This is a genomic window from Nonomuraea sp. NPDC050153 (assembly GCF_044460125.1).
Taxonomy (GTDB): Bacteria; Actinomycetota; Actinomycetes; order Streptosporangiales; family Streptosporangiaceae; genus Nonomuraea.
Genome location: NZ_JBITJQ010000001.1, coordinates 856,525 through 870,551 on the forward strand (window position 1 = coordinate 856,525; position 14,027 = coordinate 870,551).

Annotated in this window: 14 protein-coding genes; 8 read left to right on the plus strand and 6 right to left on the minus strand. The window is 72.4% G+C overall.

Annotated elements, in window-relative coordinates:
* Positions 1-96: 96 nt before the first annotated feature.
* The 3 genes from ACIBQ1_RS03970 to ACIBQ1_RS03980 form a co-directional block, all read right to left on the minus strand.
* Positions 97-2,865 carry an aminotransferase class III-fold pyridoxal phosphate-dependent enzyme gene (locus tag ACIBQ1_RS03970; protein WP_397274456.1) on the minus strand — a complete coding sequence of 923 codons (2,769 nt, stop codon included), beginning with the start codon at positions 2,863-2,865 and terminating at the stop codon, positions 97-99.
* A 76-nt stretch (positions 2,866-2,941) separates the two neighbouring features.
* Positions 2,942-3,694, minus strand: a complete 753-nt coding sequence (locus tag ACIBQ1_RS03975) for a TetR/AcrR family transcriptional regulator (protein WP_397274457.1) — start codon at positions 3,692-3,694, stop codon at positions 2,942-2,944.
* Positions 3,695-3,703: 9 nt separating this feature from the next.
* On the minus strand, positions 3,704-4,801 hold the full coding sequence (locus ACIBQ1_RS03980; RefSeq protein ID WP_397274558.1) for a phosphotriesterase: 1,098 nt from the start codon (positions 4,799-4,801) through the stop codon (positions 3,704-3,706).
* 86 nt (positions 4,802-4,887) lie between these two features.
* On the opposite strand from ACIBQ1_RS03980, the gene ACIBQ1_RS03985 reads away from it, so the two are divergent.
* The 3 genes from ACIBQ1_RS03985 to ACIBQ1_RS03995 all read left to right on the plus strand — a co-directional run bounded on the left by ACIBQ1_RS03985 (position 4,888) and on the right by ACIBQ1_RS03995 (position 7,513).
* Positions 4,888-5,487, plus strand: coding sequence for a hypothetical protein (locus tag ACIBQ1_RS03985; RefSeq protein WP_397274458.1), 600 nt, complete (start codon positions 4,888-4,890; stop codon positions 5,485-5,487).
* An 89-nt stretch (positions 5,488-5,576) separates the two neighbouring features.
* Complete coding sequence (locus ACIBQ1_RS03990; RefSeq protein WP_397274459.1) at positions 5,577-6,179, plus strand: copper resistance protein CopC; 603 nt, start codon at positions 5,577-5,579, stop codon at positions 6,177-6,179.
* Between the two features lie 53 nt (positions 6,180-6,232).
* Positions 6,233-7,513, plus strand: coding sequence for an MFS transporter (locus ACIBQ1_RS03995; protein WP_397274559.1), 1,281 nt, complete (start codon positions 6,233-6,235; stop codon positions 7,511-7,513).
* Here the strand turns inward: ACIBQ1_RS03995 and ACIBQ1_RS04000 are convergent.
* On the minus strand, positions 7,504-8,886 hold the full coding sequence (locus tag ACIBQ1_RS04000; RefSeq protein WP_397274460.1) for a PepSY-associated TM helix domain-containing protein: 1,383 nt from the start codon (positions 8,884-8,886) through the stop codon (positions 7,504-7,506). The genes ACIBQ1_RS03995 and ACIBQ1_RS04000 overlap by 10 nt on opposite strands.
* Before the next feature lie 119 nt (positions 8,887-9,005).
* Positions 9,006-9,563 carry a hypothetical protein gene (locus tag ACIBQ1_RS04005; RefSeq protein WP_397274461.1) on the minus strand — a complete coding sequence of 186 codons (558 nt, stop codon included), beginning with the start codon at positions 9,561-9,563 and terminating at the stop codon, positions 9,006-9,008.
* A 161-nt stretch (positions 9,564-9,724) separates the two neighbouring features.
* On the opposite strand from ACIBQ1_RS04005, the gene ACIBQ1_RS04010 reads away from it, so the two are divergent.
* The 5 genes from ACIBQ1_RS04010 to ACIBQ1_RS04030 all read left to right on the plus strand — a co-directional run bounded on the left by ACIBQ1_RS04010 (position 9,725) and on the right by ACIBQ1_RS04030 (position 13,661).
* A complete protein-coding gene (locus tag ACIBQ1_RS04010; protein WP_397274560.1) occupies positions 9,725-9,922 on the plus strand; it encodes a heavy-metal-associated domain-containing protein in 198 nt (65 codons plus the stop codon).
* A gap of 65 nt (positions 9,923-9,987) precedes the next feature.
* Complete coding sequence (locus tag ACIBQ1_RS04015) at positions 9,988-10,578, plus strand: hypothetical protein (protein WP_397274462.1); 591 nt, start codon at positions 9,988-9,990, stop codon at positions 10,576-10,578.
* 147 nt (positions 10,579-10,725) lie between these two features.
* Positions 10,726-11,814 carry an ABC transporter substrate-binding protein gene (locus tag ACIBQ1_RS04020; RefSeq protein ID WP_397274463.1) on the plus strand — a complete coding sequence of 363 codons (1,089 nt, stop codon included), beginning with the start codon at positions 10,726-10,728 and terminating at the stop codon, positions 11,812-11,814.
* Complete coding sequence (locus ACIBQ1_RS04025) at positions 11,807-12,901, plus strand: FecCD family ABC transporter permease (protein ID WP_397274464.1); 1,095 nt, start codon at positions 11,807-11,809, stop codon at positions 12,899-12,901. Before ACIBQ1_RS04020 ends, ACIBQ1_RS04025 begins: the two co-directional genes overlap by 8 nt.
* Positions 12,891-13,661 (plus strand): ABC transporter ATP-binding protein, encoded by a 771-nt coding sequence (locus ACIBQ1_RS04030; RefSeq protein WP_397274465.1) that lies wholly within the window; start codon positions 12,891-12,893, stop codon positions 13,659-13,661. The genes ACIBQ1_RS04025 and ACIBQ1_RS04030 overlap by 11 nt, the downstream gene beginning before the upstream one ends.
* A gap of 51 nt (positions 13,662-13,712) precedes the next feature.
* Here ACIBQ1_RS04030 and ACIBQ1_RS04035 read toward each other — a convergent pair whose 3' ends face one another.
* Entirely contained in the window at positions 13,713-13,931 is a 219-nt protein-coding gene (locus ACIBQ1_RS04035) for a hypothetical protein (protein ID WP_397274466.1), read from the minus strand.
* Positions 13,932-14,027: the final 96 nt, after the last annotated feature.

A 14,027-nucleotide genomic window follows, 5' to 3' on the forward strand; every position in this document is an offset into this window, starting at 1 on the left:
TGCCAGGGGTCGCGATGGCCCCTCAGATGGAGATAAGTAGTCGAACGATCGCTCAAATAAATGTTCACGTCAAGGGGAAATCCGGATAAATCCGGATTAAAAGGATGTGTCTGCCATGATCAAGGCGTCGTCGAGGACGTCCAGGAACAGGTCGCAGTCGGCCTCCGTCAGCACGAGCGGAGGCTTGATCTTGAGGACGTTGTCGTCCGGCCCGTCCGTGGAGATCAGGACGCCACGCGCCTTCACCGCCTCTTTGACGGCCGCGGCGTGCGCGGTGGCGGGTTCGCGGCCGTCCAGGCTCAGCTCCACGCCGATGAACAGCCCCTCCCCGCGCACGTCCCCGATCAGGGGATGGCGCTCCTGGAGGCGGCGCAGGCCGCGCAGCAGCCGGTCGCCGCGCTCGCGCGCGCGAGCCTGGAGGCGCTCGTCGCGGATGACGTCGAGCACGGCCAGCCCGGTCTCGGCGGACACCGGGTTGCCGCCGAAGGTGTTGAAGTACTCCATCCCGGTCTCGAAGGAGCGCGCGACCTGCGGTGTCGTCACCACGGCGGCCAGCGGATGGCCGTTGCCCAGCGGCTTGCCCAGCGTGACGACGTCCGGCACGACGCCCTGGAGCTCGAAGCCCCAGAAGTGCCGTCCCACCCGGCCCAGCCCCACCTGCACCTCGTCGGCGACGCAGATCCCGCCCGCGCGGCGCACGTGCTCGAAGGACTCGCGCAGGTAGCCGTCCGGGTAGACGATCTGGCCGCCGCAGCTCTGCAGCGACTCGGCGAAGTACGCCGCGGGTCTTCGTCCGCGGGCCGCCAGGGCGGCGATCCGCTCGGCGACCGAGGCGGCGTACCGCCTGCCGAGGTCGTCGTCGCGCCCGGCCCTGAGCCGGCCCCGGTAGGGGTCGGGGAGTTCGCAGACGTGCGTGCCGCGCGGCCTGCCGCGCCCGCCCCGCCGGTCGAACTTGTACGGGCTCAGCGCGACCTGCGAGGTCAGATGGCCGTGATAGGCGTGGTCGAGGACCAGCACGTCCTCGGCGCCCGTGTGGGCCGTGGCCAGCCGGAGGGCGAGGTCGTTGGCCTCGGAGCCGGAGTTGACGAAGAAGCAGACCCGCAACGGGTCGGGCAGCAGCTCGACCAGCCGGCGGGCGTACTCGACGACGGACTCGTGCAGGTACCGGGTGTTGGTGTTGAGCCGGGCCGCCTGCCGGTGCGCTGCCTCGACCACCCGGGGGTGGGCGTGGCCCACGTGGCAGACGTTGTTGACCAGGTCCAGATAAGGGCGGCCGGAGGCGTCGTACAGGTAGGCGCCCTCGCCGCGGACGATGTGCAGGGGCTCGCGGTAGGCCAGGCTCAGCGCGCCGCTGAAGGTGGTGCGGCGGCGGGCGCGCAGCGCGGGCGCGGCCCTCCGCGGCCGTGCCGCGCCGCCGTCCGGCAGGCCGAGCAGCAGGTTGGGGTCGATGCTCACGCTGGTCCACAGGTCGGCCTCGGCGTGGGGGGCGAGGTCGACGTCGACCCCGGCGGGATGGGTCAGCAGCCGGAGGTGCAGGCGCGAGCCGGTGACCGTCCCCAGCCGATCGCCGGGCGCCAGCTCGTCGCCCGGGTCGATCGAGCCCGCGTCCACGTGCCGGTAGAGCGTCCAGAACGGCACGCCGCCGTCCGTCCGATGCTCCAGCAGCACGTACGGCTCCCGCCCTGCGGCGCGCACGACCGCGGGCAGCGGGCAGCGCACGGTGGCCGCCTCATCGGTGACCAGGTCGCAGCCCAGGTGAACGCCCCTGTCCGACTCCTCGCCCTGGCGGGTCGGCGCGGCGCCGGGGCGGGGGTCCAGCACGGGCACGGGGCGGGCGGCGCCCGACTCGAAGTACTGGCGCACGGCCCGCGCCGGCGGGTTGGCCTCGAACCCGACCGCGTCGCGCAGCAGGAAGTGCGCCAGGTCGGGGCTCGTCCCCGCCAGCCGGCGCAGCGCCCGGGCCACCCCGTGCCGGCTGACGAGCAGGTAGTCGTTGCCGGGATCCTTGCGGTGCTGGTACGCCGACAGGCAGATGCTCATCGCCAGCCGGGTCCGCATCAGGTCGAACAGCACCTCCAGCTCGGCCGGGAGCAGCGGGGTCACCTCGTCGTAGCCGCTCACCAGAGGCAGCACCGCCCGCAGGGGGTCGTCGTGCCCCTGCATCGCGTAGGCCCCGGCCACGGCCGCCCCGCACACGCGCGGGCTCCACACCACGTCGCCGAAGTCGATGAGCCCGGCGACGCCGCCGTCGTCCACCAGGATGTTGAGCTCGTTCGCGTCGTTGTGGACGACCTGGTGGGGGAGCGCGGCCAGACGCGGGGCGACGTGCTCGCCGTAGCGGTCGAACACCTCGCGCACCAGCGGCCGGAGGTCGTCGCCGACGAGGGGCGCCAGCTCCGCCACCCGTGGCGCGCTGGTCAGGTTCCACAGCAGCTCGCGCCGCATCGCGGGATGGGTGAAGTCCCGCAGGGCCAGGTCGACGCCGGCGACCCGGCGGCCGAGGTCGCGCAGCAGCTCCCCGGTCGGCTCGACCTCCGCCCAGGGGCGGCCGTCCATCCAGGTGAGGACCCTGGCGATGCGCGGGCCGTCCGGCCAGGAGACGGTGACGGAGCGCCGCCCGTCCACGGCCGGCACCACCCGCGGGGCGGGCGGCGGATCCGGCCGTCCGGCCAGGTGCAGCAGTGCCGCGTCCTGCAGATCCAGCTCGGCGGGGTCGGTGCCGGGCGCGTGCAGCTTGACGACGTACTCTCCGGCGGCCGTGCTCAGCCGGAAGTTGCGGTCGCTCTCCCCGGGGAGCGGCCGTACGCGGCCCTCCAGCCCGTAGAGCCGGTGGGCGATCTCGGCGGCGCGGTCCAGCTCTGTCACGGCGTCTCTCCTCCTGAATATGATCGAACGATCGCTCAAAAAACTTGGCGTGTCAAGGCGGGAACCCGCGCGGGGCTCAGCCGGCGGAGGGCTCCTCGCGCGGCTCGATGGCCAGCTCGACCCGCTCCAGCAGGAGATCCGGGTCGGGCAGCGCGAGGTCCTGGACCCGCAGGAGGCGGCCCTCGCGCTGGGCGCCCATCAGCGACAGCGCCATGTCGGCGAACCGCTCGCACAACTGCGGGATGCCGAGCTCGCCGTCCGGCCGGTACCAGTGCGCGATCCCGGTGGCCATCTGCAGCAGCGCCAGGCGCGCGACGGTGCCGCGGTCCTGGAAGACGCCGTCGCGCACGCCGGCGCGCAACGTGTCGGCCCACACCGCCTCGTAGGCGTCCCGCAGCCGCAGGATGTCCTCGCGGGCCTCGCCGGTCAGCGCCTGGAACTCGTGGTCGGCGACCTTGGCGGCGCGGGGGTTGCGCGCGTGGAAGGCGACGTGCACGGCCATCAGCGCCGCCAGGCGCTCGGCCGGGTCGTCGATGTCGCGCAGCGTCTCCTCGCTGCCGGTGACCAGCACGTCCATGACGCGGCGGGTGACCGCCTCCAGCATCTCGTCCTTGGAGGAGGCGTAGTAGTACATCCCGGAGACGGCGACTCCCGCGGTCTCCGCGATGTCGCGGATGCCCGTGCCGTGGAACCCCCGCTCGGAGAAGAGCCAGCAGGCGGCGCGGAGCAGCTGGAACTCCGTGCGCACCGAGCGCGCGCGCCGGGAGGACTTCGCCTTCATCCGGCCACCGCTGGTCCGCTGGCCTCCGGGCTGGTTGGTGGTCGCCATGCTGCTGAACTATTCCATAGCCAGGGCGGTCGCCGGGTTCGTCACCGTCAGCGTCGTGATCTCCGCCTCGGTCATGCCCATGCGGCGCATCAACGGGACGACGTTCTCCAGGATGTGCGTGTAGCCGGGGCCGCCGTAGCGGCGCAGGTACACCTTCTGGCAGATGTCCTGGGCGATCAGCAGCCGGTCCGCGAAGCCCGCCTCGATCAGCAGCTGGAGCCATTCGACGCGGGTGCGGTCGTTGGGCCGGCGGGCGTCGGGGTTGAAGGCGTAGTAGCTGGATTCCTGCCCGAACAGGTCCAGCTCCAGGTAGCAGCCCGTGCGGGCGAGCTCCAGCAGGTCCTCGGCGCGCCAGAGGGTGCGGTCGAGATGGGACATGATCACCCGGGTGGGGTCGCCGCCCGCGTCCATGACCGTGCGCACGGCCGCCAGGGGCGCCTCCGGGTGACGGCCGGGGTGGATCTGCAGGGGCGCGCCCGTCTCCCGTTGCGCCCGGCAGGCGGCGCGCAGCACCTTGTCCTCGACGGGATGCACGGGCCGGCTCAGCCCGATCTCGCCGATGAGCCCCGCCCGCACGCCGGTGTCGCCGACGCCGTCCCGCACGTCCGCGACGATCTCCTCGTAAACGGCTTCGACCGGCGCGTCGGCGAGCCCGGCCGGGTGGTAGTCGCGGCAGTAGTAGCCGCTGCCCATCACGATGTGCACGCCGCTGCCGCGCGAGACGCGGGCGAGCCCGAGCGGGTCCCGGCCCAGCCCGACCGAGGTGGAGTCCACCACCGTGCCGCCGCCGGCCGCTCGGTAGAGGACCAGCTCGTCGGTGGCGTCCTGCTCGGACAGCAGCCGCAGGTTGTCGAGGTTCAGGACCGCGCGCCTGATCCAGTCGTAGTTGTCCAGGCGTACGGGCTCGGCGATCCGGGCGCGGACCGACGCGGGGAACTCCTGCCGGACTGATGACGGCGGCGACGCGTCGCCCGCCACCGGCTCCAGGCCCCATGGCCGCACGATGGTCGACATGTCGGACAGCACATGCTCGTGCGGCTGCGTGTGGCCGAGTTCGGATGGTTCGACGTCGCCGAGGACGGTGCGCACGCGGCGACCCGGGAGCATTGTCACAGAGTTATTCTATCGATCGTTTGGACAAAAAACGATCGCCATTTGGTGGGCGATGCACCGAATGTCCTGACGGTGGCGGTGTGCTCTGGCAGCATGGCGACGTGCATGTCGGCCACCCCGCGATCCGCGCGCTGCGCGCGGCGGTGTTCACGGCCGCCTGCGTGCTGGCCTCCGCCGCCCTGCACGTGCTGGTGGGCGGCGGCGCGATGCGGCCGGGCGGGCTCGCGGCGGCGATGCCGGTCATCTGGGCCGGCGCCTACCTGCTGGCCGGTCGCCGGCGTGCGTGGCCGGAGCTGCTGGCCCTGTGCGCGGTGTCCCAGTACGGCCTGCACCAGCTCTTCTCCGGCGCCTCTGCGGCGGACCCCGTCTTCTCCTCCGGCCACGAGCACGGCCCCGGGCTCGCCATGCCGGTGATCCACCTGGCCGTGGCGGCGGGTTCGAGCTGGTGGCTGGCCCGTGGTGAGCTGGCCCTGGCGACGCTGCTGCACCTGAACGCCCTGGGTGCGGCGGGCGTGCGCACCCTGCTCGCCGCCGCGATCACCGTTCTGGCGCCCCTCGCGGTCATCGGGCGCCCCCGTCCCGTACCCGTACGGCGGGAGCCGGCCCCGCGCGTCCCCGCCCTGCTCGCCGTGGTCGTGCCCCGTCGCGGGCCGCCTGCCGTCCCGGCGGCCCGCGGCTGACACGCGGGCCCGCGAACGCCCGATCCGGCGCGACAGGCGCCACGACCTCCTCCGGCCTGCCGCCGGACCCCATGACTTCGGAGTTCTCCATGACCTTTGTTCGGCGCGCCCTCGTCCCGGCCGTCGGCGCCGTCCTCGTACTGCTCCTGACCTCGCCCGCCGCCCTGGCCCACGACCGTCTCAAGGCCAGCAACCCGGCCGATCGCGCCAAGGTGAAGAGCCTGGAGGCGATCGAGCTCGAATTCACCTCGCACATGCAGCTGCCCACCATCGTGCTCGACGGCCCCGGCGGCAAGCCGGTCCCGCTCGACAAGCCACGGGTTCAGGGCAGCAAGGTCTCCGCCCGGCTCTCCGGCACGTTGCCGGAGGGGCGCTACCGGATCGCCTGGCGGGTGGTTTCCTCCGACGGCCACCCGATCCAGGGCGAGATCGCCTTCACCGTCACCGCCCCGGCCCCCTCGCCCAGCCCTTCGGAGAGCACGCCGGAAACGTCTGCCCCGGCGAGCTCTCCCGCGCCGCAACCGGCCTCCGCGCAGCCGCCCGCCTCCGCTCCGGCGGCCCAGGCGGCCCCGCAGGCCGACAGCACGTCGGGACTGCCCGGATGGTTGTGGGCGGTGCTGGCGGTGGTCCTGGCAGGCGGCGTCGCCGTCGTCTTCGCCACGCGCCGCAAGCCCGGCGCCGACGGCGGCTGATCGCCGGGGACGCGTGCCGTCACGGTTGGCGGCACGCGGGTCCTTCGGGGATGATGATCGCTCCGGAGGACGCTGGGGGAGGCATTCTGCAGGGCGATCCAGAGCCGACCCGGCCGGACGGAGACTCCGCCGGGGAAAGAGACTTCCGGCTCCTGTGGGCGGGCACGACCGTGAGCCAGCTGGGTTCGGCGGTGAGCATGGTCGCCCTGCCCGTGGTCGCCATCACCGTGCTGGACGCCTCGGCATTTCAGGTCGCCTTATTGTCGGTGATTCAAGCGGTCACCATCGTTCTTGTCGCATTTCCCCTGGGGCGGCAGATCGAATTCCGGGCCAAACGCCCGGTCATGATCTGGGCAGATCTCGCCAGATGTATTTTGCTGTTCAGCATTCCGGTCGCGGCGTTCTTCGGCCTGCTGACATTCGCTCACCTCTGTGTCGCCGCCCTGGGCAACGCCGCCGGCCAGATCGCGGCGTCCGGGGCGGCGCAGGCGCATTTGAAGGCTCTCGTGCCCGCCGGGCGGCTCATGAGCGCCAACAGCCGGCTGGAGTCGACCCGCTGGTTGAGCGTGCTGGTCGGCCCTTCCCTGGCCGGACCGCTCATCGGCGTCCTGTCGGCGGTCGGCGCGCTGCTGGTCGACGCCGTGTCCTTCGTCGTGAGCGCCTGGTCGATCCGGTCGCTGCGCACGCCCGAGCCGCCACCGCCCGCGCGCGAGCCCGGCCCCTCCCGGCGAGAGGAGCTGTTCGCCGGGTGGGGCTTCGTCCGTGGGCATCCGATCCTGCGGCGGATGTTCGCGAGCTGGCTGATCTTCGCCGGCGCGAGCGCGATGGCGACGCCCCTGAGCTCGCTGTTCTACCTGCGCGACCTGGGGTTCACCCCCTGGCAGTACGGCCTGCTCATGGGTCTCCCTTCGCTCGGCGGCTTCCTCGGCGCGCGGCTCGCGCCGAGGCTGAGCAGGCGATTCGGCCTGGTCCGCGGCCTATGGTGGGTGAGTCTCTGGCGCGGCCCCTGGTACGCGCTCATCCCGCTGGGTTTCCCCGGAACCGCGGGCCTGCTCCTTTGCGGGTTCGGCTTCGCGGGCGTGCTGTTCTTCTCCGGCCTGGCGAACTCCACCATGACGACCTACCGCCAGCTCGGCACCCCCGACCACCTGCTGGCCAGGGTGTCGACGCTCTGGATCTTCGCCACCAACGTCACGCAGCCGGTGTTCATCGCAGTCGGCGGCCTGGTCGCGAGCACGCTCGGCACGCGGGCGGGGCTGTTCCTGGTGGCGGCCTGCATGTTCGGCTCCGCGCTGCTTCTGCCCCGGCGCGAACGCACAGAAGATCACGAGTGAGACGCCGGCCGGGCGCGGAGCCCGAGCAGGACGTCGATCACCAGGAACGCGGCCAGCGAGATGCCCATCAGCGGCAGGAAGATCCCGACGGCGATGGCGACCAGGCCGAGCGGGACCAGCAGGGCCCAGTGCACGCGCCGCCAGCCGCCCCGCGGGTACGGCTTGCCGAAGCCGCGGGTGGGCCGCCGGTGCCACCACATGCGGTAGCCGAGCACGATCAGCGCGATCAGGCCGATGGCCAGCGCCGCCAGCAGGATCTGGTTGGCCAGGCCGAACAGCAGCCCCATGTGCCCGTCGATACCCCACCGGGCGAGCTTGGCGGCCAGCGAGTAGTCGGCGAAGCGCAGCTCGGCGGTCACCTGGCCGCTGGTGGCGTCGACGGCAACCTGGTCCAGGCGGGTGGGCGCGGTCTTGTCGATCTCCTTCACCAGGTAGGGCGCGCCGGCCTTGGCGGGCCAGACGATCTCCAGCGGGCCGGACAGCCCCTTGCCGGCGGCGGCCTGGGCGACGCGGTCCACCCCGACGTCGGCCCCGCCGCCTGCGTGGTTTCCCGTGGTCGCGGTGTGCGCGGCGTGGTCGCCGCCCGAGACGTTGATCGACGGCGTGGTCCAGTTCAGCGCCGCGCGGAGCTCGTCGACGTTGGCTCCGGCGTACTTCGACCAGGTCAGGCCGGTGGCGGACAGGAACAGCAGGCCGAGCACCGCCCACAGGCCGATCGAGCCGTGCCAGGACAGCCTGCGGCGGGCCGCGTTGGCGGCGCGGTCGGGGACGAGCAGGTGGCGCCGGGCGCGGCGGCGCCGGGCGACCCAGAGGATCAGGCCGCCGAGCGCGACCACCCACAGCCAGCTGGCGGCCAGCTCGCTGTAGATCCGGCCGGGCTCGCCCAGGTGCAGCTGGCGGTGGAGGGTGGAGATCCAGGCGCGTACGGGCAGCGCTCCGGAGCTGCCGTAGCTCTCCAGCGCGCCGCGTACCTGGCCGGTGTGGGGATCGACGAACACGGCCAGCTGGGTGCTCTCGGCCAGGCCCGGCTCGTTGATCAGCACGCGGGTGGTCTGGCCCGGCTCGGCGCCGGGCCGTACCGCGGTGACGGTGCCTTGGGGGTGTGCCGCGCGGGCCGCCGCGACCTGCGCGCTGAGGGGCAGGCTGGTCCGGCCGACTGGCGCGGTGAGTTCGTGCTGGTAGACGACCTGCTCGAGCTGGTACGAGGCCGCGTACAACAGGCCGGTGCCCGCGGCGACGAGCAGGAAGGGGGCGATGAGGACGCCCGCGTAGAAGTGCAGTCGCAGCACCAGCGGGCGCAGCGCGGCCCAGGCCGAGCGCTCGCGGGGCGGCGCGGGGGCAGGGCTGGTGTGGACGTCGGCGGTAGAGGTCATCAGGCGTTTCTCCACTCATGGGGCGACGCGTACGCAGGTACGCGTGCTCTCGAAAGAGGGTCCGCCGTGCCGTTTTCCGGGCGTGGCGGAACACGGGCCGGCAACGGCCCGAAGGGGTGTCAGACGAGGGAGAAACGCGCCGGCGGGCCCCGCCGGAAGATCGCCGCCGCGAACAGGCGCTGAAGGAAGGCGTCGCCGTCGCGCGCCGTGGGCCGGCCGCCGGACGGGCTCGCCTCGACCGGCCCGCCCGTCAGGAGCGACAGCACGCCCCACCAGCGGTCGATGGAGGCGACGGCGAGATGGAGCAGCACGGCGAGAGCGGACTCGCCCCGCGCCAGCCACCACGCCGAAAGGACCGCCGTCACGGCGTGCACGAGGAACATGCCCACGCCCGTGACGTGCTCATGAGGCGGCGGCGGTGCGGCCGCACCTGCGCTGAACAGGTGGTGCATGCCGTACTGGGCGGCGAAGCAGGCCGCGAGCAGCACCTCCAGGCCGCGCCGGCGGCCACCGAGCAGGAACGCGCCCGTCCAGGTCAGCGTGAGCGCGCCGAGCAACGTGCCCGTGTGCACCGGATCGCCGCCGGCCAGCCCGTGCAGGGCGGCCGAGACCAGCACGCACACCGCCGCGAAGACCGCGGCCCGCGTTGCGCGCAGGAAGGGCTGACCGATATGCACCCGGTCATAGTGCCACGTGATCGAGAATTCGTGAACAAAAAGATATGGATCTAAAAAAGTCGCCAGTTGCTTGAACCGGGAGGCAGGAAGCCGCGTATCCCTCCTAAAGGCGAGCCGTGAGCGCGCCTGGCGGTTTACGGGAAAGGGTCGCGCCAATGACCATGTCCGTTGCGGTTGCGGGAATGAGCTGTGGCTGTAGTGCCTCGACGATCCGGGCACAGGTCCTGCCACTGCGGGGCGTCGAGCGGGTGGAGGTGGACGTGCTGGGCGGCCGGGTCACCGTGAGCGGCGGCCCGCTGCTCCAGGAGTCGCAGGTGCGCGAGGCCATCGTCGAGGCGGGATACAAGCTGGCCTCCTGATCCGGCGGCGGCGAGAGACTCCCGATCCGAAGACGGCGGCAGCGGTGTGCGAAGATCTGTCCGCGATGGGTCCGTTGTCGGTGGTGCGGTGGGTGCGCGCGGCGAGTTTCGCCGCCACGTGCGCCGCACTGGCCATGCTCGGGCACCTGGCCGGCGGGGGCTTCTTCGACCCCGTGTCCACACTGGGCGGCTTCGTCCTCCTGCTGCCGGTCGCGCTGGCCTTGACCGGCCGTGAGCGCACCCTGGGCGCCATCCTGCCCGCGACGGCCCTGTCGCAGGTCATCCTGCACGTGCTGCTGAGCCAGGGGGCCGCCCACCACGCGATGGCCTCCCTCGGGGCCGTTCCGGGCGCGGCGCAGCTGCATCACGGAGGCTCCCCGACGTTCGGGATGCTGGTCATGCACACGCTGGGCGTGCTGGTGACCTCCGCGTGGCTGCGGTGGGTCGAGTCGGGCCTGTGCGCCCTGGTCCGGCAGGTGGCCGGACGGGTGCTGCGCCCGCTGCTGGTGCTGGTTTTCACGGTGGCCGGGTGCACGGCCACCGGGCCGAGGACGATCGCGTACGCGGGTGAGGACGAGACCCCGCCTATTCGCGCTTTCCTGCGACATGCCCTGGTAGGGCGGGCACCCCCTGGAGCGCGCCTAAGAACCGCCTGATCCTGGGCTGTTTCCGAACGAGCGTGACACCGGGCGTGCCGCAGAGCCGCCCGGGCGGTCCCGCGTTCCCGCGATGCGCGCCGGTCGCCGCTGCGACCCGCGCCCATCTCGCGTGCCTTCAGACTCGACTTCGAAAGAGCATCATCGATGAACCTTTGTCATGCCCGCCGCCCGCTGGCCGCCGCGCTGTGCGCGCTGCTCACCCTGACCGCCGCCGGCTGCGGCGACCCGGGCGGCTCGGAAAGCGGCTCCACCGCCGCGTCCACCGCCGCGTCCCCCACCACGTCCGGCTACCCCCTGACCTTTGACAACTGCGGCACGAAGGTCACCTTCACCAAACCGCCCCAGCGGGTGCTCATCCTCAACGGCACCAGCGTGGGCGAGGTGGAAAGCTTCATCATGCTCGGCCTGGACAAGAGCGTCCTGGCCAACGCCCAGAGCTACGGCGTCTCCGACGACCCCTCCATGATCGCCAAAATCAAGGCCCTGCCGACCGGCGGGCTGACCATGAACAAGAACTTCGACGTCCCCGCCGAGCAGGTGCTCAAGCTCAAGCCCGACCTGGTGGTGTCCACCTGGTCCGGCGGGTTCGACGCCAAGCAGGGCTTCGCCACCCGCGAGCAACTCGCCGCCGCCGGCATCACCTCCCTGGTCAACCCGGTCAACTGCGCGATGGGCAAGCCCGACGCCACCGAAGCGGAGCAGGTCGCCTACCGCAACCAGTCGATCAACTCCTCGCTGGAGTTCATCGCCCTGCTCGGACGCGTCTTCGACGTCCAGGACCGCGCTCTCGACCTGGTCGGCAAGCTGCGCGCCCGCATCGAGGCCGTACGGACACGGGTCGCGGGCCTGCCGCCGAAGAAGGTGCTCATCGCCTATCCCGGCATGGCCATGATGAACGCCAACGGGCTGCCCGCCGTCATGACCGGCGGCATCTACGACGACGTCATCAAGGTCGCCGGCGGCGTCAACGCCTTCGCCGGCCAGACCGCCGACGCCACCCGCACCCTCAACCGGGAACAACTCGCCACCGCCCAGGTCGACGTTCTGGTGGTCGGCCTGTTCACCCCGGATGAGAAGGGCGATGCGGAGGCGGCCGAACTGTTCGCCGCCTACCCGAACTGGGCTGCCTCCAAGTCCAGGACCTACACGATCATCTCCGACGGCGCCTACCTCGGCCCGCTCAACGCCGCCGCCGTGGAGAAGATCTCCAAGGTGGTCCACCCCGGTGATTGACACCCTGACCCGCGCACCGGTACGTCCTCACCGCGCGCATCTGATCTCCGGGCCCGCGACCGGGCTGTTGCTGGCCGCCCTGGTCGTCGCGCTGGTCGCGGCCCTGGTGGCCGGCATCTCCGTCGGCTCGGTCACCCTGCCCCTCGGCCAGGTCTGGGGCGTGGTCTGGGCCCACCTGACCGGGCGCGGCGCGGCGGCGGACCCGCTGCTCAGCCAGGTGGTCTGGGACATCCGCACGCCCCGGGCACTGCTGGCCGCGCTCGCCGGAGCCGGCCTGTCAGTGGCCGGGGTCGCGTTGCAGGCTCTCGTCCGCAACCCGCTCGCCGACCCCTACGTCCTCGGCGTGGCCTCGGCCGCCTCCCTCGGGGCGGTGCTGGTCCCCGCGCTCGGCGGCACCGCGCTGGCCGGCCTGACCGGCGTGCTCGGCGTCACCGGCGCCGCCTTCGCCGCCGCCATAGGCTCGGCGCTGCTGGTCTACCTGCTGGCCCAGCGCGCCGGTCGGCTGCTGGACTCCTGGCTGGTGCTGACCGGCGTCGCCATCGGCTACCTGTGCACGGCGGCCACCACCTTCGTCCAGCTCCAGCTCAACCCCACCGAGCTGCAGGGCATGATGTTCTGGCTGATGGGCAGCGTCGCCGGCGCGTCCTGGCCCGACCTGGGCATGCCCGCCCTGCTCATCGTCGCCTGCCTGGCGTGGCTGATGCTGCAGGCCCGCGCGCTCAACGCGCTGCTGGCCGGCGAGGAGGTCGCCATCGCCGTCGGCGTGCCGGTGGCGAGGCTGCGCGTCGGGCTGCTGGTGGCGGCCTCGCTGCTGACGGCCACCGTGGTCAGCGTCGTCGGCGGCATCGGCTTCATCGGGCTGATGATCCCGCACATGGCCCGCTTCGTCGTCGGCGCCGACCACCGCCGCGTACTGCCGGTGTCCCTGCTGGCCGGGGCGCTGTTCCTGGTGCTGGTGGACCTGGCCGCCCGGACCGCCGACCGGCCCAACGAGCTGCCGGTCGGCATCTTCACCACCGGACTCGGCGTGCCGTTCTTCCTGTGGCTGCTGCGCCGCCGCGCGAAGGGAGCCACCGATGCGGCTTGACCTGGCCGGCGTCAGCGCCCATATCGACACCCGTCCCATCGTCGACGACGTCACCCTGACCGCCGGACCGGGCGAGTTCGTCGCTCTCATCGGCCCCAACGGCAGCGGCAAGTCAACCCTGCTGCGAACCGTCTACCGGTCACTGCGCCCCTCCGCCGGCGTGGTCCGGCTCGACGGGCAGGACCTGTGGCGGATGCGACCCCGCCAGGCCGCCCGCCACCGCGCCGTGCTGCCGCAGCACGGTCAGGCGGGTGAGGGTTTCACCGTCGCCGAGATCGTCGCCACCGGCCGCCACAGCCACAAACGGCCACTCGACCGCGAGACCGGCGCCGACCGCGCCATGGTCGACACCGCACTGGAACGCGTCGGCATGCACTGGGCCGCCGACCGGCTGATGATCACCCTGTCCGGCGGCGAACGGCAACGCGTCCTGCTCGCCCGCGCGCTGGCCCAGCAGGCGCCGCTGCTGGTGCTCGACGAACCCACCAACCATCTGGACGTCGGCTCCCAGCTCCTGCTGCTGGACCTGATCCGCTCCCTCGGCCTGACCCTGCTGGCCGCCCTGCACGACCTCGACCAGGCCGCCGCCTACGCCGACCAGGTCGTCGTCCTGCGCGACGGCCGGGTCGCCGGGCACGGCCCGCCCCTGGAGGTGCTGACCCCGGCGTTCATCGAGGAGGTCTTCGGCGTGCGCGCGCACATCAGCCCGCACCCCATAACCGGCCGCCCGCACATCGCCGTGGCCTCACCCGCGCCGTGAACGGCGCGCCGACCGGCCCCGGCGCCTCCGCCGGGGCCGGTCGGCACCGGGTCAGTGGCCCGCGTGCTGCTGAGGCTTGGCGGCCACCCATTCCCTGGCCGCCTCGGCGCGGTCGCGCAGTGTGCCGAGGAGCGCGGCCAGGCTCTCGTGGTCCATGTACGACGTCTTCCCGATGTCGTCGATGTGCGTGGTCACCTGGCCGGACAGGCCGGTCACCTCGCTGAGTGATGCGATGATCTCACGTGTCTCCGTGGCGTTCAGATCGCACATGGCCTCACCGTACGGATCGCGCGGCCGGTCGCATAGGGGCGGGTGGGCGAGAATTCCCGAGCCAACAGGGCAAGAAAGGGGCACTTTCCCGGCGGC

Bases quoted from the DNA above. Each gene is read 5' to 3' on its own strand.
- ACIBQ1_RS03975 (WP_397274457.1), bottom strand. From the start codon at position 3,694: ATGGCGACCACCAACCAGCCCGGAGGCCAGCGGACCAGCGGTGGCCGG.
- ACIBQ1_RS03980 (WP_397274558.1), bottom strand. From the start codon at position 4,801: ATGCTCCCGGGTCGCCGCGTGCGCACCGTCCTCGGCGACGTCGAACCA.
- ACIBQ1_RS03990 (WP_397274459.1), top strand. From the start codon at position 5,577: ATGACCTTTGTTCGGCGCGCCCTCGTCCCGGCCGTCGGCGCCGTCCTC.
- ACIBQ1_RS03995 (WP_397274559.1), top strand. From the start codon at position 6,233: ATGATCGCTCCGGAGGACGCTGGGGGAGGCATTCTGCAGGGCGATCCA.
- ACIBQ1_RS04000 (WP_397274460.1), bottom strand. From the start codon at position 8,886: ATGACCTCTACCGCCGACGTCCACACCAGCCCTGCCCCCGCGCCGCCC.
- ACIBQ1_RS04010 (WP_397274560.1), top strand. From the start codon at position 9,725: ATGTCCGTTGCGGTTGCGGGAATGAGCTGTGGCTGTAGTGCCTCGACG.
- ACIBQ1_RS04015 (WP_397274462.1), top strand. From the start codon at position 9,988: ATGGGTCCGTTGTCGGTGGTGCGGTGGGTGCGCGCGGCGAGTTTCGCC.
- ACIBQ1_RS04020 (WP_397274463.1), top strand. From the start codon at position 10,726: ATGAACCTTTGTCATGCCCGCCGCCCGCTGGCCGCCGCGCTGTGCGCG.
- ACIBQ1_RS04030 (WP_397274465.1), top strand. From the start codon at position 12,891: ATGCGGCTTGACCTGGCCGGCGTCAGCGCCCATATCGACACCCGTCCC.
- ACIBQ1_RS04035 (WP_397274466.1), bottom strand. From the start codon at position 13,931: ATGTGCGATCTGAACGCCACGGAGACACGTGAGATCATCGCATCACTC.